This window comes from Micromonospora sp. D75, assembly GCF_018070405.1.
Taxonomy (GTDB): domain Bacteria; phylum Actinomycetota; class Actinomycetes; order Mycobacteriales; family Micromonosporaceae; genus Micromonospora; species Micromonospora chalcea.
The window spans coordinates 1-17,658 of sequence record NZ_JAGPXV010000045.1 but is presented as its reverse complement, the minus strand read 5'-3'; the positions used below and the strand labels follow the sequence as shown (position 1 = coordinate 17,658).

15 protein-coding genes and 1 pseudogene are annotated in these 17,658 nt (G+C 71.0%); 3 read left to right on the top strand and 13 right to left on the bottom strand.

The window, feature by feature from the left end; genetic code table 11:
* The 10 genes from KBX39_RS04985 to KBX39_RS04940 form a co-directional block, all read right to left on the bottom strand.
* Positions 1–688, bottom strand: a 688-nt coding sequence (locus tag KBX39_RS04985; protein ID WP_210869362.1) for a cytidine deaminase, incomplete at its 3' end; no start/stop codon positions are given.
* Positions 689–791: 103 nt separating this feature from the next.
* Positions 792–2,072, bottom strand: coding sequence for an ABC transporter permease (locus KBX39_RS04980; RefSeq protein ID WP_043326769.1), 1,281 nt, complete (start codon positions 2,070–2,072; stop codon positions 792–794).
* A 2-nt stretch (positions 2,073–2,074) separates the two neighbouring features.
* Positions 2,075–3,439 carry an ABC transporter permease gene (locus tag KBX39_RS04975; protein WP_043326771.1) on the bottom strand — a complete coding sequence of 455 codons (1,365 nt, stop codon included), beginning with the start codon at positions 3,437–3,439 and terminating at the stop codon, positions 2,075–2,077.
* Complete coding sequence (locus KBX39_RS04970; RefSeq protein WP_312246167.1) at positions 3,436–5,067, bottom strand: ABC transporter ATP-binding protein; 1,632 nt, start codon at positions 5,065–5,067, stop codon at positions 3,436–3,438. Before KBX39_RS04970 ends, KBX39_RS04975 begins: the two co-directional genes overlap by 4 nt.
* A gap of 122 nt (positions 5,068–5,189) precedes the next feature.
* On the bottom strand, positions 5,190–6,260 hold the full coding sequence (locus tag KBX39_RS04965) for a BMP family protein (protein ID WP_043326775.1): 1,071 nt from the start codon (positions 6,258–6,260) through the stop codon (positions 5,190–5,192).
* Positions 6,261–6,537: 277 nt separating this feature from the next.
* Positions 6,538–6,879 carry a hypothetical protein gene (locus tag KBX39_RS04960; RefSeq protein ID WP_043330653.1) on the bottom strand — a complete coding sequence of 114 codons (342 nt, stop codon included), beginning with the start codon at positions 6,877–6,879 and terminating at the stop codon, positions 6,538–6,540.
* A gap of 166 nt (positions 6,880–7,045) precedes the next feature.
* Positions 7,046–8,857, bottom strand: coding sequence for a glycoside hydrolase family 13 protein (locus KBX39_RS04955; protein WP_210869360.1), 1,812 nt, complete (start codon positions 8,855–8,857; stop codon positions 7,046–7,048).
* 142 nt (positions 8,858–8,999) lie between these two features.
* Positions 9,000–9,899, bottom strand: a complete 900-nt coding sequence (locus tag KBX39_RS04950; protein ID WP_043326779.1) for a sugar ABC transporter permease — start codon at positions 9,897–9,899, stop codon at positions 9,000–9,002.
* On the bottom strand, positions 9,896–11,539 hold the full coding sequence (locus KBX39_RS04945) for an ABC transporter permease subunit (protein ID WP_043326781.1): 1,644 nt from the start codon (positions 11,537–11,539) through the stop codon (positions 9,896–9,898). Before KBX39_RS04945 ends, KBX39_RS04950 begins: the two co-directional genes overlap by 4 nt.
* Entirely contained in the window at positions 11,539–12,792 is a 1,254-nt protein-coding gene (locus tag KBX39_RS04940; RefSeq protein ID WP_043326783.1) for a maltose ABC transporter substrate-binding protein, read from the bottom strand. The genes KBX39_RS04945 and KBX39_RS04940 overlap by 1 nt, the downstream gene beginning before the upstream one ends.
* Before the next feature lie 199 nt (positions 12,793–12,991).
* Between KBX39_RS04940 and KBX39_RS04935 the strand changes: the two genes are divergently transcribed.
* From KBX39_RS04935 to KBX39_RS04925, 3 genes are all read left to right on the top strand, one after another.
* A complete protein-coding gene (locus tag KBX39_RS04935; RefSeq protein ID WP_043326785.1) occupies positions 12,992–14,071 on the top strand; it encodes a LacI family DNA-binding transcriptional regulator in 1,080 nt (359 codons plus the stop codon).
* Between the two features lie 277 nt (positions 14,072–14,348).
* Positions 14,349–15,983 (top strand): glycoside hydrolase family 13 protein, encoded by a 1,635-nt coding sequence (locus tag KBX39_RS04930; protein WP_043326786.1) that lies wholly within the window; start codon positions 14,349–14,351, stop codon positions 15,981–15,983.
* Between the two features lie 162 nt (positions 15,984–16,145).
* The gene (locus KBX39_RS04925; protein ID WP_043326789.1) at positions 16,146–16,508 is read left to right on the top strand and encodes a VOC family protein; all 363 of its coding nucleotides are present in this window, start codon (positions 16,146–16,148) and stop codon (positions 16,506–16,508) included.
* Between the two features lie 6 nt (positions 16,509–16,514).
* Here KBX39_RS04925 and KBX39_RS04920 read toward each other — a convergent pair whose 3' ends face one another.
* From KBX39_RS04920 to KBX39_RS04910, 3 genes and pseudogenes are all read right to left on the bottom strand, one after another.
* Positions 16,515–16,958, bottom strand: coding sequence for a hypothetical protein (locus KBX39_RS04920; protein WP_043326791.1), 444 nt, complete (start codon positions 16,956–16,958; stop codon positions 16,515–16,517).
* Positions 16,959–17,031: 73 nt separating this feature from the next.
* Positions 17,032–17,406 carry a GntR family transcriptional regulator gene (locus tag KBX39_RS04915; protein ID WP_210869358.1) on the bottom strand — a complete coding sequence of 125 codons (375 nt, stop codon included), beginning with the start codon at positions 17,404–17,406 and terminating at the stop codon, positions 17,032–17,034.
* A pseudogene (locus KBX39_RS04910) lies at positions 17,403–17,658 on the bottom strand (ribonuclease BN); the annotation flags it as partial. The gene KBX39_RS04915 and the pseudogene KBX39_RS04910, both read right to left, overlap by 4 nt.

Here is a 17,658-nt window from a genome sequence, read left to right as displayed (position 1 = left end):
CCGGAATCTCCGTAGGAGGCTCACCCTCACCGGCCCAGAAGACAGTGCCCGAAGCATCCACCACCACCACGCGCGGCGTACGCGCCAACCCCCACTCGATCGCGCTCGCCGGGTCGTCCCAGGTCGAGCCCTCCTCCAGCACGCCGGTCTCGGCGTCCTCGGCGCCGCCGGAGGACCGCTCCCAGTACGCCGTCCAGACCTGCTGCCCGGCCGAGAGGTCAGGGTGCACGAACACGGTGCCCCGGCCCCGCCAGGCGGCCAGCCGGTCCGGCACCACCGGCACCGGGTGCTCGCCGGTCACCGCCTCGATGTCGGCCACGTCGAAGGCGTGCGGCAGCAGCTCGGCCATCCGCAGCGGCCCGCCCTTCGACTCGACCAGGCACTCCGGCCCGCCCTGCTCCCACAGCAACTGCCGGCACCTGCCGCACGGCATCAGCGGCTCGCCGGTGGCGTCGACGCAGGACAGCGCCACGATCCGGCCCCCGCCGGTCGCGTGCAGCTGCGACACCACGCCGCACTCGGCGCAGAGCGTCACGCCGTATCCGGCGTTCTCCACGTTGCAGCCGACCACGACGCGGCCGTCGTCGACGAGCGCGGCGGCGCCCACCGGGAACTTCGAGTACGGCACGTAGGCGTGCCGCATGACCTCGGTGGCGGCGGCCCGCAGCCGCTCCCAGTCGATCTCCATCACGACTCCCATTCTGCCCAATTTGCGCCGATCGGTCGCGGCGCGGCCGGAGACGACGATGCCCGGCGGGTCGCCCCGCCGGGCACGGTGTCGCGGCGGGCGGTCAGCCCTTGATGTACGGCTTGCCGTCGGCGGCCGGCGCCCGGACCTTGCCGACCAGCCCGGCCACGGCCAGGATCGTCGCCAGGTACGGCAGCATCGCCAGGAACTGGCTCGGGATGCTGCTGCCGATCGCGCCCAGGTAGGTGGCGAGCTGGTCGGCGAAGCCGAAGAAGAGCGCCGCGAGCAGCGCGCCGGTCGGGCTCCACCGGCCGAAGATCAGCGCGGCCAGGGCGATGAAGCCCTTACCGCCGATCATGTTCTTGGTGAACGAGTAGAGCGCCAGCGTGTACGAGGCGCCGCCGACACCGGCCACCAGACCGGCCAGGATCACGTTGCGGTAGCGCAGCCGCAGCACCTTCACGCCCAGCGTGTCGGCGGCGGTCGGGTGCTCGCCGACCGAGCGGGTCCGCAGGCCCCACCGGGTACGGAACAGCGCCAGGTGGATGACCAGCACCAGCAGCAGGCCGAGGTAGAGGAAGATGTTGCCCCGGAACAGCGCCGGACCGATCAGCGGGATGTCGGACAGCAGCGGGATCTCCCAGTTGCCGAACCGGGGCGCGCTGTTGTACTTCGCCGCGTCGGTCTGCATCAGCCGCTCGTAGAGGAAGCCGGTGATGCCGACCGCGAGCAGGTTGAGCACGATGCCCATGACCACCTGGTCGACCAGGTAGCGGATGGAGAACACGGCCAGCAGGAACGAGATGAACGCGCCGCCGATGGCGGCGGCCACCAGGCCGACCCAGACGCTGCCGGACATGCTGCCGAACAGGGCGCCGGAGAACGCGCCCATCAGGAGCTGGCCCTCGATCGCCACGTTCACCACGCCGGAGCGCTCGCAGAGCACACCGGCGAGCGCGCCGAAGATCAGCGGCAGGGCCAGGATGAACGTGCCGCGCACGACGTTCACCAGCGGCATGAAGTTGCGGCCCTCGGGCGCGGCGGAGACCTGCCAGCACAGGAAGCTCAGCACGAAGGCGACCAGCCCGGCGCCGAGCAGCAGCGCGAACCAGCGCTTCGGCACACCGGCCAGCAGCGCGCCTCCGGCCGCGGCGGTGATCAGCCCGAACAGGATCGCGCCGACCGTACCGTTGATCTCCAGGGCGGCGCCGCCCTCGGTCTCGCTGAGCGTGAACCGGGCGTGCTGGTCGGTCGCGAGCGCGCCGAACAGCACCGCCGCGAGCACGCCGAGCGCCAGCAGGACCACGCCGATCTTCCGGTTACGGGTCCAGAAACCCTCGTCGACCGCGGTAACGGCGACCTCGGGGACAGCGGTGGTGGACATGCTCACCAGCCCTTCGCGAGGCTCGTCTGCAACCGGGCGGCGCGGGCCGCCCGGAGCTGGAAGATCGTCTTCACCAGGGCAGGCGCGGCGATGAAGATGACGATGAGCGCCTGGAGCACGGTGACCAGTTCCAGCGAGATGCCGGAGTACGACTGCATCCGGTTGCCACCGGCCTGGAGCGCGCCGAACAGCAGCGCGGCCAGCAGCACACCCCACGGCTTCACGCGGCCGAGCAGCGCGACCAGGATGCCGTCGAAGCCGATCTGAGCGATCACCAGCGGGGTCAGCGCGGTCGCGGTGGTGCCGAGCACCATGGTCGAGCCGCCCAGGCCGGCCAGCATGCCCGCGAACACCATCACCAGCACGTACGTCTTGGTCACGCTGATGCCGGCGGTGCGGGCCGCGTCCGGGTTCGCGCCCACGGCCCGCAGCTCGAAGCCGAGCGTGGAGCGGTTGAGCAGCCAGGCGATGAACCAGGTGGCCGCCACCGCGAGCAGGATGCCGGCGTGCACCCGCAGGTCGTCGCCGAGCAGGCGGGGCAACTGCGCGGAGGAGTCGACCGGCTTGCTGATGGCGTCCGACCGGTTCGGGTTCTGCACCCCGTTCTGCACGATGATCCAGGACAGGAAGTAGACCGCCACGTAGTTGAGCATGATCGTGTTGATCACCTCGTGCGCCCCGGCCCGGGCCTTGAGGATGCCGGGGATGAAACCCCAGAGCGCGCCGCCGAGCGCGCCGGCGATCAGCGCCACCAGCAGGTGCACGACGGGCGGCAGCGGCAGCGCGAAGCCGGCCACGGCGGCCAGGATGACGGCGATCGTCGCCTGGCCCTGGGCGCCGATGTTGAACAGGCCGCCGCGGAAGGCCAGCGCCACCGACAGGCCGGTGAAGACGAGCGGCGCGGCGTAGGTGAGCGTCTCCGAGATCGGGCTCATGACGGCGGTGAAGCCGACCGCGTCCGGGTCGAAGATCGCGCCCTTGAACAGGTTCGCGTACGCCTCGCTGACCACAGTCCAGCTGGCGTTCAGCGCGTCCGTGGGGCGAGCCGTGATGTAGCTGTAGGTGGCCAGCACCTCCGGGTCGGACACGATGATCAGCACCGCGCCGACCACCATGGCCAGCAGCACCGCGAGCACCGTCACGGTGACCGTGTTTGCCGCCCAGAGGTTGTCCAGGAACATCCGGCCCATGCCGGGACGGGACTCCCCGGCCGGGTCCGGCCTCTTCGCGGTCGCGGTGGCGGGCACCGTCTGCTCGGTGTCACCGGCCGGCTGCGTCGGCGTCGCCCGGGCCTCGCTCAGCGACTCCTGCGCCTCGGTCGCCGGTTCCTTGTCCGGCGAGCCCGAGACGGGGTTCGGGTTGGTCATGCCTCGTCCTCGTTGCCAGGGCCGCCCTCGGTCGCGGTGGCGGCGTCCGGGGTGGCGGCGTCCGGGGTGATGCCGGCCATCAGCAGGCCGATCTCCTCGCGCGGGGTGTCCGGGCCGACGATGCCGATGATCCGGCCGCGGTACATGACCGCGATCCGGTCGGCCAGGCCGATCACCTCGTCCAGTTCGCTGGAGACCACCATCACCGCGGTGCCGATGTCCCGCTCGCGGATGACCCGGCTGTGGATGAACTCGATCGAGCCGACGTCCACGCCCCGGGTGGGCTGGGCGGCGATGAAGAGCTTCAGCGGCCGGGACAGCTCCCGGGCCACGATCACCTTCTGCTGGTTGCCGCCGGAGAGCGTGCCGACCGCGGCGTCGGCCGAGGAGGTACGGACGTCGAACTGCTCGATCCGCTCCCGGGCCGATTTCGCGATGGCCTCGGGCTTCAGCGACAGGCCCTTGCCGAAGGGCGGCCGGTCGTAGATGTCCAGCACCAGGTTCTCCGCCACGGAGAACTCCTTGACCAGGCCGTCCACGCTGCGGTCCTCCGGCACGTAGCCGACGCCGGCGTGGAGCACCTTCTTGGTCGACCAGCCGTGCGTCGGCTCGCCGTCCAGGCTGATCGTGCCGGCGAGCACCGGGCGCAGGCCCATGATCGCCTCGATCAGCTCGGTCTGGCCGTTGCCCTGCACGCCCGCGACACCGAGCACCTCACCGGCGTGCACGGTCAGGTCGACGCCGTCGACCGCGCGTACCTGCCGGTCGTCGTCCACGACCAGGCCGGAGACCTCCAGGACCGGCTTGCCGGGGGTGGCCGGCTTCTTGTCCACGGTCAGCCGGACGCTGCGGCCCACCATCAGCGCGGCCAGTTCGTCCCGGCTGGCGCTCGGCTCGGCGGTGCCGACCGTCTTCCCGCGCCGGATCACGGTGATCCGGTCGGCGATGGCCTTCACCTCGCCCAGCTTGTGGGTGATGAACACGATCGACTTGCCGGCGGCCTTGAGCGACCGCATGACCGCGAGCAGCTCCTCGGTCTCCTGCGGGGTGAGCACGGCGGTCGGCTCGTCGAGGATCAGCAGGTCGACGTCGCGGGTGAGGGCCTTGACGATCTCCACCCGCTGCTGGATGCCGACCGGCAGGTCCTCGATCACCGCGTCCGGGTCGACCCGCAGGTTGTACCGCTCGGACACCTCGGCGACCTCGCGGCGGGCCCGTCGCCGGTCGAGGATGCCGGCGAACGGCCCCCCGCCCGGCGCCACGGTGAAGACCGGCACCAGCATGAAGTGCTGGTGCACCATGCCGATCCCGGCGGCGATCGCGTCCGACGGGCCCTTCAGCTTCAGCGGCTTGCCGTCGACCAGGATCTCGCCCTCGTCCGGCTGGTAGAGGCCGTAGAGCACGTTCATCAGGGTCGACTTGCCGGCACCGTTCTCGCCGAGCAGGGCGTGGATCTCTCCAGGCTCCACCGTCAGGTCGATGTGGTCGTTGGCGACCAGATCACCGAACCGTTTGGTGATGCCGCGCAGTTCGAGTCTCAGCGCAACCTCCTGGAGTGCGAGCGATGGTGCAGCGTAGCGACCTGCCGCGCCGCCACCACGCCGGGTGGGGATGTCGGGGGGAGTCAAGCTGATCGGCCGCCCCGGCGCTCGGGGTACCTTCCCCGTTGCGCCGGGACGGCCGGATCGTCAAACCTGGTGCCCGCCGGCCCCCGCTGCCGATGATCGCATCGCGGCGGCCGGCGGAACCGTCACTTGGTCGGCTGGGCCTTCGAGGTGACGGTGATGGTGCCCGCGGCGATGTCCGCCTTGATCTTGTCGACCTCGGCCTTCAGGTCCGCCGGGACCTTGCTGTCGAAGTCGTGGTACGGGGCGATCGAGACGCCGTTGTTGGCGAGCGTGCCCACGAAGCCCGGCGTGGCCTGGAGCTTCTCGCCACTGGCGGCCTTCAGCGCGGCCTCCTTGACGGCGTCCGGGATGTTCTTGACGACGGTGGTCAGGATCGCCGAGCAGTCCGGGGTGCTCTCGCAGCCGTCGATGTCCACCCAGACGACCGAGTACTTGCCGCCCGAGGCCTTGGCCGCGGAGGTGGTGCCGAGACCGGCGCCACCGGCGACCGGCATCACGATGTCGGCGCCCTGCGCGACGAGCGCGTCGGAGACCTTCTTGCCCTCGTCCTGCTTCTCGAACGAGTTGGCGAAGGAGCCCTTCTGGGTGGCCTTGTCCCAGCCCAGCACCTGGACGTTCTTGCTCTTGGCCTTGTTGAAGTACGCCACGCCGTCGGCGAAGCCGTCCATGAAGATGGTGACCGGCGGGATCGGCAGGCCGCCGTAGGTGCCGACCTTGCCGGACTTGCTCATCCCGGCGGCCAGGTAGCCGGCCTGGAACCCGGCCTGCGCGGTGTCGAACTGCATCGGGTAGACGTTCGACACACCCGGGTTGGCGTCGACGATCGCGAACTGCTGGTTCGGGTTCTTCTCAGCCGCCGCCTTGGTGGCGTCCGACATCAGGCCACCGACGGCCAGGATGAAGTCGCACTTCTGGTTGACGAACCCGGTCAGGTTGACCTCGTAGTCCGCCTCGGCCTTCGACTGGACGTACTTGATGTCGATCTTGTCGTTCTCCTTCTTCGCCTCCTGCAGGCCCTTCCAGGCCGAGGCGTTGAAGGACTTGTCGTCGACGCCGCCGACGTCGGTCACCATGCAGGCGCTGAACTTCTTGCCGCCGTCGCCGCCGGCGTTGTTGTCGTCGTCCGGAGCCTCACCACACGCGGCAGCGCCCAGCACGAGTCCACCCGCCGCAATGACGGAGGCAATCCGCATCCCACGCACAGAGCGCAAGACGTCTCCTTCCCCTTGCACACCGCGTTGTGCGCGGTGCGCAGCCCTTGCGCCGGCCTGCGATGTGCGGCCGGCGTCCCACGTTACGGACGGGAGCGTACGCCCGCGCCCACCCACCGGCCGACAATCGTGCACGACTGTTGAGCGTCCGTTACCCCGGTGTAACCCTTGGGTGGGGCAGGTCACTTATCCGGCCGGTGGGCGTGCGCGATGGTGTCGCGAACGTCCGTTTCCCGCAGCTTCCCCGACTGGCGGCGAACTAACGCCAGAACACCGCGACGGCAGCGTTGACCAGCGTCAACCCGACGATCGCGAGGAAGTGGCCGCGGTTGACGGTCTCCCGCTTACGGGAGAAGAAGACCATGACGAAGATGAGCAGCGCGAGCACCAACTTGGTAACAAGTTTCGCCGGGGCCGGCTCGTCCCCGTCCCGCAGCGGGGCGGACAGCCCGATGCCGGTGAGGATCTGGATGATCGCGCCCCAGAGCATGGCCGCGTTGATGCGCAGCTTGCCGGAGACGTACTGGGCGATCGCGCCGCCGAGCAGCAGCGCGAAACCGATCAGATGGACGTAGAGAAGAATCAGTCGAAGAGCTTCCACGCGGCCCATCCTCCCCCATCAACGACGCTTTGTAGTAATGACCCGGCCGACCTGCCGTCATACCGTGACCCCTCCCCCGCGATCTTGCAGTTACCGCCCCGGCATACGGTGCGAAAGCCGCACGGCACGGGCCGAAACCGCAAGATCGACGGGGCGGGGCGTGGGGTCAGCGGAGGCGCCAGACCTGGAACGTGGGGCCCTCGGCGGGGAGGGTCACCTTGTTGTCGGCGTCGGGGTGGAGAGCTGGGGCGTTGCCGTAGACGTTCTCTGCGGCGCCCACGCCTTGCAGGCGTACCGGGCTGCCTGCGGCTCGCCTTGCCAGCACCAGCACCGTCGACGTGGGCGCCTCGCGCAGGAAGACGAGCGTGTCCGCGTCCGCGTACACCCAGCGCAGGCCGCCGTGCCGCAGCGCCGGCTCGTCGCGGCGCAGCGTCAGCAACGACCGGTACGCCTCGAACGTGCGCCGGTCCCAGCTCTGGCGCCGGTGCCACGGCATCGGCGTACGCGAGCCCTCCCCGTTGGTGCCGGTCAGGCCCAGCTCGTCCCCGGCGAAGACCACGGGCGTGCCGGGCATGGTGGCGAGCAGTCCGGCCGCCACCTCCTGCCGGGCCGCGTCGCCGACCACGGTGCGGATCCGGGCCGAGTCGTGCGAGCCGAGCAGCTGCCACGAGTGCGTGTACGAGCGCCACGACACCAGCGACCGGTACGTGTTCATGGTGGCGAGCACCGCGCCCGCGTCGCGCCGCCGTACCCCGCCCGGGGTGCCGAGGAAGTTCGGCACCGGGTCGTCGCCGTGGCGCAGCCAGGACCAGACCGGGTCGGTGAAGCCGACGTAGTTCATCGTCCCGTGCCAGCCGTCGCGGTCCAGGTCACCGGTGTGGTCGTGGCCGTGCTCGGCCAGCAGCAGCCCGTCCGGCCGGGTTTCGGCCACCACCTCGCGCAGCAGCCGCGCCACCTCGTGGGTGTACGCGTCAGCGCCCCGCCGCCCGGTCATGTTCGCCACGTCGACCCGCCAGCCGTCCAGCCCGTACGGCGGGCGCAGCCAGCGGCGCAGCAGCGAGTCCTCGGCGGTGGCGAACCGGCGGCGCAGTTCGGCGCTGCCCCAGTTCAGCTTCGGCAGCGACTTCACCCCGTTCCACGACTCGTAGTCCGAGCCGGGCAGGTCGAAGTAGTACAGCTCGCGTTCCGGCGCGTTGACGTCGGAGACGGCGGCGGTGAACCAGTCGTGGGCGTCGCCGGTGTGGTTGCTGGTGATGTCGCCGAGCAGCCGCCACCCCCGGGCGTGCACCGCGTCGGCGAGCCGGGCCAGCGCCGCGTCGCCGCCGAGCAGCGGGTCGACGGTGTCGAAGCTCGACGCGTCGTACCTGTGGTTGGAGCGCGCCGGGAACACCGGCGTCAGGTAGACGGTGTTGACGCCGAGCCGGTCCAGGTGGTCCAGGTGTTCGGTGACGCCGTCGAGGTCGCCGCCGTAGAACTGGCGGGGCGTCTCCGGGCCGCGGCCGACGACCGGGGTGTCCCAGTCACACGGGATGGCCCAGTCCGGCACGGTCCGGCTGTCGGCGGCGGCCGAGCGGGCGAACCGGTCCGGGAAGATCTGGTAGATCACCGCGTCCCGGGCCCAGGCCGGCGGCGGGGCGTAGCTGACCAGCTTGAAGTCGCCGTTGTCCGGCACGTCGTGCCCGGCCAGGCCGGCGGCGTTGAGCCAGCGGGCGCCGCGTTCGCCGTCGAGCAGGAAGCGGTAGTTGCTGACCGGGTTGCGGACCTCGACGTCGGCCCGCCACCACACGTCGCCGTCGTCGGTGCGGTCGACCCGCGCCTCGGCGAAGCGCGGCTCGCCGTCGCCGGTGGTGCGCACGTGCACCTGGGAGACGCCGGATCCGGCCGGCACCCGGACGAAGACGGGGACGGTCTGCCCGAGCGCGGGCTCCTGCTCCGGGACGTAGGTGGCGGAGCCGTCGTGGTGCGGCTGAAGGGACATGGTGCTGCCTTTCGCGTCGTACCGACAGGGAGAGGGGCGGGCACCCGCCGCGGTCGGTTTCACCCGACCGCGGCGGTCCGCCCGAGAACCGCTCCGGTGTACGCCGACACGACGCCCTTGCCGCAGCGTGAGCCGAGGAGGCTCAGCCCTTTACCGCTCCGGAGGTGAGTCCGGAGACGATGTAGCGCTGGAGCAGTTGGAACACCAGCACCGTCGGGATCGCGGTGAGCAGGGTGCCCGCCGCGAACATCCCGAAGTTGTTGTTGCGCTCGCCGGCCACCAGGCCGTACATGCCGACCGCGAGCGTCTTCGCCTCGGGTTCGGTGAGGAACACGTTGGCGATGATGAACTCGTTGATCGATCCGATGAAGGCGAGCAGGCCGGTCACCGCGAGGATCGGCGCCACCAGCGGCAGCATGATCCGGAAGAAGACCTGCACGTGCGACGCGCCGTCCATGGTCGCCGACTCGTCCAGCTCCTTCGGCAGCGTGTCGAAGAAGCCCTTCATCAGCCAGGTGTTCGCGCCGAGCGCGCCACCCATGTAGAGCAGGAACAGGCCCCACGGGGTGTTGAACCCGATCGCCGGGTAGAGGTCGGTGAGCGTGGTGAAGATCAGGAAGATCGCCACGATCGCCAGGAACTGCGGGAACATCTGGATCAGCAGCAGCGCGAGCAGGCCGACCCGGCGCCCGGCGAAGCGCATCCGGGAGAACGCGTACGCCGCGAGCGACGACAGGAAGATCGACGCGAAGCTGGCCACGCCCGCCAGCAGCAGCGAGTTGAGGAACCAGTGGCCGAACGCGGTCCGGTCGAACAGGTTCGTGAAGTTCTCCAGCGACGCGCCGGTCGGCAGCAGCTCGGTGGAGGAGAGCGTGCCGAGCGGGTTGAGCGCCGCCGAGATCACGAACAGGATCGGGAAGAGGCTGAACGCCACCGCCAGCACGCCCACCACGTGCCGCCAGCCGACCTGCGCGAACCAGCGTCCACGCGAGCGGCGGGCCGGCGTGCGGGTGGCCGTGGGCTTCCGCGCGATTGTGGTCACGAGTACACCTCCTCCTGCTTACGGGTCCGCCGGAAGCTGATCGCCGACACCGTCGCCACGATCGCGAAGATGAAGATCGAGACGGTGGCGGCCAGGCCGAACTCGGCGCCCTGTGCGCCGAACGCGAGCCGGTACGTGTAGGTGATCAGCAGGTCGGTGGCGCCGTTCGTCGGGTTGTCCGGCGCGAACGGGCCGCCCTCGGTGGTGAACAGGATCGCGTTGACGTTGTTGAAGTTGTACGCGAACGACGCGATCAGCAGCGGCGAGAGCGCCACCAGCAGCAGCGGCAGGGTGACCGACCGGAACGACTGCCAGGGCGACGCGCCGTCGACCGAGGTCGCCTCGGTCAGCTCCCGCGGAATGGCCTGCAACGCGCCGGTGGCGACCAGGAACATGTACGGGTAGCCGAGCCAGAGCTGCACCAGCAGCACCGCGATCCGGGCCGACCAGTTGCCGCCGAACCAGTCGACGTCCAGCCCGAACAGGTTGTTGAGCAGGCCGAAGTCGGTGTTGAACATGTCCCGCCAGATCAGCAGCATCGCGAACGACGGCATGGCGTACGGCAGGATCAGCAGCACCCGGTAGAAGTTGGTACCCCGCATCCGGGGTGAGTGCAGCGCGAGCGCGATGGCCATGCCGAGCAGGAACGTCAGGCCGGTGGAGCCGATCGCGAACGCGAAGTTCCAGGCCAGCGTGCCGAAGAACGGGCCGGAGATGTTCGGGTCGGTGAGCACGGTGCTGAAGTTCTTCAGCCCGACGTCGACCTTCCAGCCCTGGGCGAGACGCTCGCCGTCGGCGGCGACGAAGGAGCCGGACTCCTCGTCTGCGGTCCACGTCTTGCCCGTCTCGCTGTCCTTGACGCAGTCGCAGCCGGCGTCGTACGCCCGGATCGCCTTGCCCTCGTAGGCCCGGGTGAGGCCGTTGGAGCGGATGGCGCCCTCGTCGGTGGGCACGATGAGCGCGGTGACGGCGTCGCTGCGGCTGCTGGCCTGCCCGATGTTCAGCAGGGTGTAGCCGTCCGCGGCGGTGATCTTGCCGCTGAGGCTGCTCACCTCGACGTCGGCGGCGTCCAGCTTGCGCAGCCCGTCCGCGTCGCCGGCGAAGACGTCCTTGGTCTTCGGGTCGCTGAGCAGGAAGACCAGGGGGCCGCTCGCCGGGTCGCCCTTCGTGGCGATGGTGAGGTTGTACTCGGTCGAGCCGGGGACCTGCTTCACCGAGGAGGTCTGCACGGCGACGATCGCGTCGTCCTTGCTGCCGCGGTGGCCGTCGCCGAAGTTCGTGAACGCGGTGCTCGCGGTGTAGAGCACCGGGAAGACCTGGAAGGCGATCAGGAAGAGCGTGCCGGGGACCAGGTACTTGGCCGGGATGTGCCGGCGGCTCAGGTAGAGGTAGAACAGGCCGGCGGTGGTGGCCACCAGGATGCCCAGCCCGATCCAGTGTTCGGCCTCGATGAGCGGGAAGGCCGCCCAGATCGCGATCCCGGCCACCAGGCCGAGCAGGACCACCTTGACGACGAGGCCGGTCGCGGTGATCGGCGCGTGTTGCCGCGCGGTACGGGACGTGCGCGGGAGCCCGGGGCGTGCGGGCTCCCGGCCCGGGGCCTGCGGTGCAGACCCCGGGCCGGACAGCGGCGCGCTCATTACTTGATCTGACCCTGGATGGTCTTGCCGGCGGCCGTGATCGTCTTGGCCGGGTCGGCGCCGCCGATGATGGCGGCCTCCGCCTTGCCGAACGGGTCCCAGATCGCGGCCATGGCCGGGATCGCCGGGAGCACCTGGCCGTTCTTGCCGGCCTCGGAGAACTTGGCCAGGTCCGGGTCCTCGCCCTTGACCTGGTCGAAGGCGGCGGTCAGCGCCGGCGGGCGCGGCTCGGCCTTGTACAGCGCGACGGCCAGCTCGGGCTTGGTCACGTAGTTGGTGACGAACTCCTGGGCCAGGGCCTTGTTCTTGCCCTTGGCGGCCACGTAGAACGCCTGGACGCCGACGAACGGCTGGGCCTCCTGGCCACCGGCGAAGCCGGGGACCGGGGAGATGTCGTAGGAGATGTTGGCCTTCTTGGCGTCGGCCACTGCCCACGGGCCGGAGACCAGGAACGCGCACTTCTTGCCGGTGAAGGTGGCGATGGAGTTCTCGCCGGTGATGGAGCGCTTCAGCGCACCCTCGCCCTTCTCACCCAGCTTGGCGATCTTCTGGAAGGCAGCGATCGACTCCGGCTTGCCCACGCCCAGGTCCTTCGGGTCGTAGTCGCCGTTCGCCGTGGTGCCGAACAGGTAGCCGCCGCCGGAGGTGTAGAGCGGGTAGATGTGGTAGGCGTCGCCGTTCTGGCCGGACTGCAGGCACAGGATCTCGCTGGCCTTCTTCTCGGCCTTGAGCTTCTTGCCGGTGGCGACCAGGTCCTCGATCGTCTTCGGCGCCTCGGGGGCCAGCTCGGTGTTGCGGATCAGCGCGACGTTCTCGGTGGCGTAGGGCACGCCGTAGAGCTGGCCGTTGAACGTGACGGCCTTGATCGCGGTCTCGTTGAAGCCGCTCTTCTGCTCGGCCGGGAGCTGCACCGGGTCGATGGCGCCGTTCTGGACCAGGTTGCCGATCCAGTCGTGCGCGCCGACCACGACGTCCGGGCCGCTGCCCTGCTGCGAGGCGGTGACGAAGTTGGTCTGCAGGTCCTTGGAGACGGCCTGGACCTCGACGGTCACGCCGTTCTCCTTGCCGAACTCCTCGGCGAACGGCTTGAGGGCGGCCGTGCGCTTGTCGTCGGCCCAGATGACCAGCTTGCCGCCGGTCGCCTTGGCGGACTCGCCGGCGGCCGGCTTGTCGTCGCTGCCGCTGTCACCACAGCCGGAGGCGGCGAGCGCCAGGCCGAGGACGGCGACCACACCCGCGGTACGGATGCGCATCGGTACTCCTGTCGTCATGGCGGCCCGCCGGGGGAAGGGCGGCCCGCCAGTGGAAACCTCTGAAATTTCTTGCTGACCGGCACAGGGGTGCTGCGCCGCTGCTCTCGCATGTTGCGGGGACGTTAGCAAGAGGTTGCAGAGAATGGAAGGGCTTGCAGAAGTGTACGCAAGACTTTGCCGTTGGGCTAAAGTGCCGCACATGCGCGCTCGACTGTCCGACATCGCCCAACAGGCCGAAGTCAGCGAGGCCACGGTGTCGCGGGTGCTCAACGACCGCCCCGGCGTGGCCCCCGAGACCCGGCAGGCCGTCCTCACCGCCCTCGATGTGCTCGGGTACGAACGTCCGGCCCGGTTGCGCAAGCGCAGCGCCGGGCTGGTCGGCCTGGTCGTGCCGGAGCTGGACAATCCGATCTTCCCGGCGTTCGCCCAGATCATCGAGTCCGCGCTCGCCCCCACCGGCTACACACCGGTGCTCTGCACGCAGACCCCGGGCGGCGTCCGCGAGGACGAGTACGTGGAGATGCTGCTGGACCGGCAGGTCTCCGGCATCGTCTTCGTCTCCGGCCTGCACGCCGACACCGCCGCGGACCACGACCGCTACCGCACGCTGCTGGCCCGGCCGCTGCCGATCGTCATGATCAACGGGTACGCGCCGGGCATCCCCGCGCCGTTCGTCTCCTGCGACGACCGGGAGTCCGCCGAACTGGCGGTCGCCCACCTGGTCGCGCTCGGGCACCGCCGGATCGGCCTGATCACCGGCCCGGACCGGTTCGTGCCGGTGCAGCGCAAGGTCGCCGGCTACAAGGCCGCGATGGGGCGCCTCACCGACATCACCTCCGACGAGCTGACCGAGCTGACCGAGCTGTCACTGTTCGGCGTCGAGGGCGGCGAGGCCGCCGCCGGCCGGCTCATCGAACGCGGCGTGACCGGACTGGTCTGCGGCTCGGACCTGATGGCGCTCGGCGCGATCCGGGCCGCCCGCCAGCGCGGGCTGTCGGTGCCCGACGACGTCTCCGTGGTCGGGTACGACGACTCCCCGCTGATGGCGTTCACCGACCCGCCGCTGACCACAGTGCGCCAGCCGGTGGCCGCCATGGCGGTGGCGGCGGTGCGGGCCCTGGTCGACGAGATCAACGGCCACCCCTCCCCGAACTCCGAGTACCTGTTCCGGCCCGAGCTGGTGGTACGCGGCTCGACCGCGGTGACCCGCCCCGCCGACCCCCCGAAGCGCCAGCGCCCCGCCAGCCCGTCCTCCCCCTCCCTCCCCATCCCCGCCTGACGCCCCGCACTCCCTGCCCCCTCCCTCCCGCCCGGCTCAGGGCGCGGCGATCATGAAGTTGGCGGGGACAAAGCGGGCAGAGACTGCCGTCAACCTCATGATCGACCGGATCGGCGGCAGTGGGGGTGGGTGGGCGTCCCGGAATTCGGGAGACGGGGGCAGGGTCGGCGCGGGTGATGGCTGTCATTTCTTGCGCAAGGAATGCTTGACTCTTGCAGGGCTGTGGCGGCATTCTGCTCTGACACCCTGCGCCACCACAGAACGGGAATCGACAGCGATGACCTCCGCCACCACCCCCACGCCACGGACCGCCGACGACGACTGGTGGCGGTCCGCGGTCGTCTACCAGGTGTACGTCCGCAGCTTCGCCGACGCGAACGCCGACGGGGTCGGTGACCTCCAGGGCATCCGGCAGCGCCTTCCCTACCTGCGCGACCTCGGCGTGGACGCGCTCTGGCTGACGCCGTTCTACACCTCGCCGCAGGTCGACGCCGGCTACGACGTGGCCGACTACCGCGACGTCGACCCGCTGTTCGGCAACCTGACCGACTTCGACGAGATGATCACCGACGCGCACGCGCTCGGCCTGCGGATCATCGTCGACATGGTCCCCAACCACACCTCCAGCGCGCACCCGTGGTTCGCCGCCGCGCTCGCCGCCGGCCCCGGTTCGCCGGAGCGTGAGCGCTACCTGTTCGCCGACGGCAAGGGCGAGCAGGGCGAGCTGCCCCCGAACGACTGGGAGAGCATCTTCGGCGGCCCGGCCTGGACGCGCGTGGTCGACGGCCAGTGGTACCTGCACCTGTTCGACCCTGCCCAGCCCGACCTGAACTGGCGCCACCCCGAGGTACGGGCCGAGTTCGAGGACGTCCTGCGCTTCTGGCTGGACCGGGGCGTGGACGGCTTCCGGATCGACGTGGCCCACGGAATGATCAAGGCCGAGGGCCTGCCGGACGTCGGTTTCAACTCGATGACCACCGGCCGGCGCCAGTCCGAGCTGCTGGGCAAGGGCCGGCTGCCGTACTTCGACCAGGACGAGGTGCACGACATCTACCGCGCCTGGCGGCCGATCCTGGACAGCTACCCGGGCGGCCGGATGGCGGTGGCCGAGGCGTGGGCCGAGACCCCGCAGCGGCTGGCCCGTTACATCGGCCCGGACGAGCTGCACCAGGCGTTCAGCTTCGACTTCCTCGACGCCACCTGGTCGGCCGACTCGTTCCGCAAGGTGATCGACACGGCGCTGGCCGAGTCCACGATCGTGGGCGCGCCGACCACCTGGGTGCTGTCCAACCACGACCGGCAGCGGCACGTCACCCGGTACGGCGACGGCGAGGTCGGCCTGCGCCGCGCCCGCGCCGCCGCGCTGCTGATGTTCGCGCTGCCCGGCTGCGCGTACGTCTACCAGGGCGAGGAACTGGGCCTGCCGGAGGTGCTGGACCTCCCCGACGAGCTGCGCCAGGACCCGGCGTTCCGGCGTACCGGGGAGAGCCGCGACGGCTGCCGGGTGCCGATCCCGTGGGGCGGCGACCTGCCCCCGTACGGCTTCGGGCCCGACGGCAGCGAGCTGAGCTGGCTGCCGGCGCCGGCGACCTGGCGGGAGCTGTCGGTGGCCGCCCAGGCCGGTGCGCCCGGCTCGACGCTGGAGCTGTACCGGACCGCGCTGCGGATCCGGCACGAGCACCCGGCGCTCGCCGGGGTCGGCGGCATCACCTGGCTGGAGACCGAGCCCGGCGTACTCGCGTTCCGCCGCGCCGCCGGGGACGCCGAGCTGACCTGTGTGGTCAACATCAGCGGCGCCGACGTGACGGTGAGCGGCCACGGCCGCCCGCTCGTCGCGAGCGCCGACCTCACCGAGCGGGGCGACGGGCACGTCCTGCCGGTGGACGCGGCTGCGTGGTTCGAACGGCGCTGAGCCGGGTAACCCGCCAACGACCTGGCCGTCCGTTGTGCTCCGCGCCGACGGGCGGCTGGGCTGCCGACCCCTTGTGGTGGGGGGTGAGGTGGTCCCGGCCCCTCGGGAGTCCGCTCCCGGGGGGCCGGTGTCCATCCCGGCAGCCCGGGGTACCACCAGGGGATGACCGCACGCGTGGCGCAGTACACCCTCGATGTCAGCGACCTGGACCGGATGGCCCGGTTCTGGTCCGCCGCCCTCGGCTACACCGTCTCGCAGGGCGACGACGGCAACGCGAAGCTCTACCCGCCGCCCGGCCGGCCCGGCCCGACCGTCTGGTTGCAGGGCAGCGGCACCCCGAAGCGCGGCAAGAACCGGCTCCACCTGGACCTGGTCGCCGACGAGGGGCAGACGGCGGAGGTCGAGCGACTGATCGGGCTCGGCGCCCGGCGCGCCGACGTCGGGCAGACCGGCGCGGAGGGCTTCGTGGTGCTCGTCGACCCGGAGGACAACGAGTTCTGCGTGCTCGACGGGCCGCCGCGCTGAGCGTCCTCAGCCGCCCTTGGCGGTGAGCAGCGCGGCGATCCGGGCGAACCCGGCCCGGATCTCCTCCCGGTCGGGCGCCTTCGCCGGCTCGGGCTCCGGCTCGCGCTCGGCGGCCCGTTCCAGCTCCTCGTCGATGACGTCCTCGAAGTCGCCGTACAGGTCAGCCTGGTCGATCTCGGCCGCCTCGTCCTCGGCGGCGATCTGCGCGGCGGCGATCTCACCCCGGATCTCCTCCGGCGTGAGCGCGGGCAGCAGCGGCTCCACCACCGCCATCAACTGCTCCTCGGCCACCACCGCCTCGGCCAGCGCCAGCGCGTGCGCCCGCTCGTACGGGCCGCAGACCACCGGCTCCCACTCGTCGTCCGCGCCGAGCGGGCCGAACGTGATGATCCACGGCAGGCCGAGCATCGGCGAGTCGTCCGGCAGGTCGAGTGTCACGAGTGCGCCCACCGGCCCATCATCGTCGGACGGGATCCGCCCGGGGAACGCATCGGCTCGACTCTCCCCGCTCAGGGGACCACGCTCAGCCACGCGTGCCGGCGTCCAGCGCCGCGCGGACCAGGGCGACCGCCCGCTCCGGCGGGACGCCCAGGCGGCGCGCCTCGACGGCGTACCCGGCGGCGGCCTGCTGCAACCGGTCGACGGCGTCATCCCGCCCCGGCGCGACCACCGTGCCGTGCCGGCCGCGCGTCTGGACCAGCCCGGCGCCCTCCAGCTCCCGGTAGGCCCGCGCCACCGTGTTCACCGCCAGCCCCAGGTCCGCCGCGAGCTGCCGGACCGCGGGCAGCCGGGTCCCCACCGGCAGCCGCCCGTCGCCGATCCGCGCCGCGAACTGCGCGCGCACCTGCTCGTACGGCGGCACCGCCGACGCCGCGTCGATCCGGATCCGCGCGCTCATCCCGCCCCTCCCGGCGTTCCCGGTTCGGTTTCCTCGTCGAGCACGTCCGCCTCCACGTCCACCTCCCGGGCGCCGCCTTCGGCCAGGTCCACCACCCGGCCGTACGGGCTGGTGGCGGCGAGCGCCGCGCCGAAGAGCACCAACTGGTTGAGCAGGTAGAGGTAGAGCAGCAGGCCCACGGCGGTGGCGACCACCGTGTACGCCGGGTTCCGCTCGGTGCGTACCACGTAGTAACGCCCCACCGTGTTGAGC

Bases quoted from the DNA above. Each gene is read 5' to 3' on its own strand.
- KBX39_RS04925 (WP_043326789.1), top strand. From the start codon at position 16,146: ATGACCGCACGCGTGGCGCAGTACACCCTCGATGTCAGCGACCTGGAC.
- KBX39_RS04980 (WP_043326769.1), bottom strand. From the start codon at position 2,072: ATGTCCACCACCGCTGTCCCCGAGGTCGCCGTTACCGCGGTCGACGAG.
- KBX39_RS04940 (WP_043326783.1), bottom strand. From the start codon at position 12,792: ATGCGCATCCGTACCGCGGGTGTGGTCGCCGTCCTCGGCCTGGCGCTC.
- KBX39_RS04955 (WP_210869360.1), bottom strand. From the start codon at position 8,857: ATGTCCCTTCAGCCGCACCACGACGGCTCCGCCACCTACGTCCCGGAG.
- KBX39_RS04935 (WP_043326785.1), top strand. From the start codon at position 12,992: ATGCGCGCTCGACTGTCCGACATCGCCCAACAGGCCGAAGTCAGCGAG.
- KBX39_RS04945 (WP_043326781.1), bottom strand. From the start codon at position 11,539: ATGAGCGCGCCGCTGTCCGGCCCGGGGTCTGCACCGCAGGCCCCGGGC.
- KBX39_RS04930 (WP_043326786.1), top strand. From the start codon at position 14,349: ATGACCTCCGCCACCACCCCCACGCCACGGACCGCCGACGACGACTGG.
- KBX39_RS04915 (WP_210869358.1), bottom strand. From the start codon at position 17,406: ATGAGCGCGCGGATCCGGATCGACGCGGCGTCGGCGGTGCCGCCGTAC.
- KBX39_RS04975 (WP_043326771.1), bottom strand. From the start codon at position 3,439: ATGACCAACCCGAACCCCGTCTCGGGCTCGCCGGACAAGGAACCGGCG.
- KBX39_RS04965 (WP_043326775.1), bottom strand. From the start codon at position 6,260: ATGCGGATTGCCTCCGTCATTGCGGCGGGTGGACTCGTGCTGGGCGCT.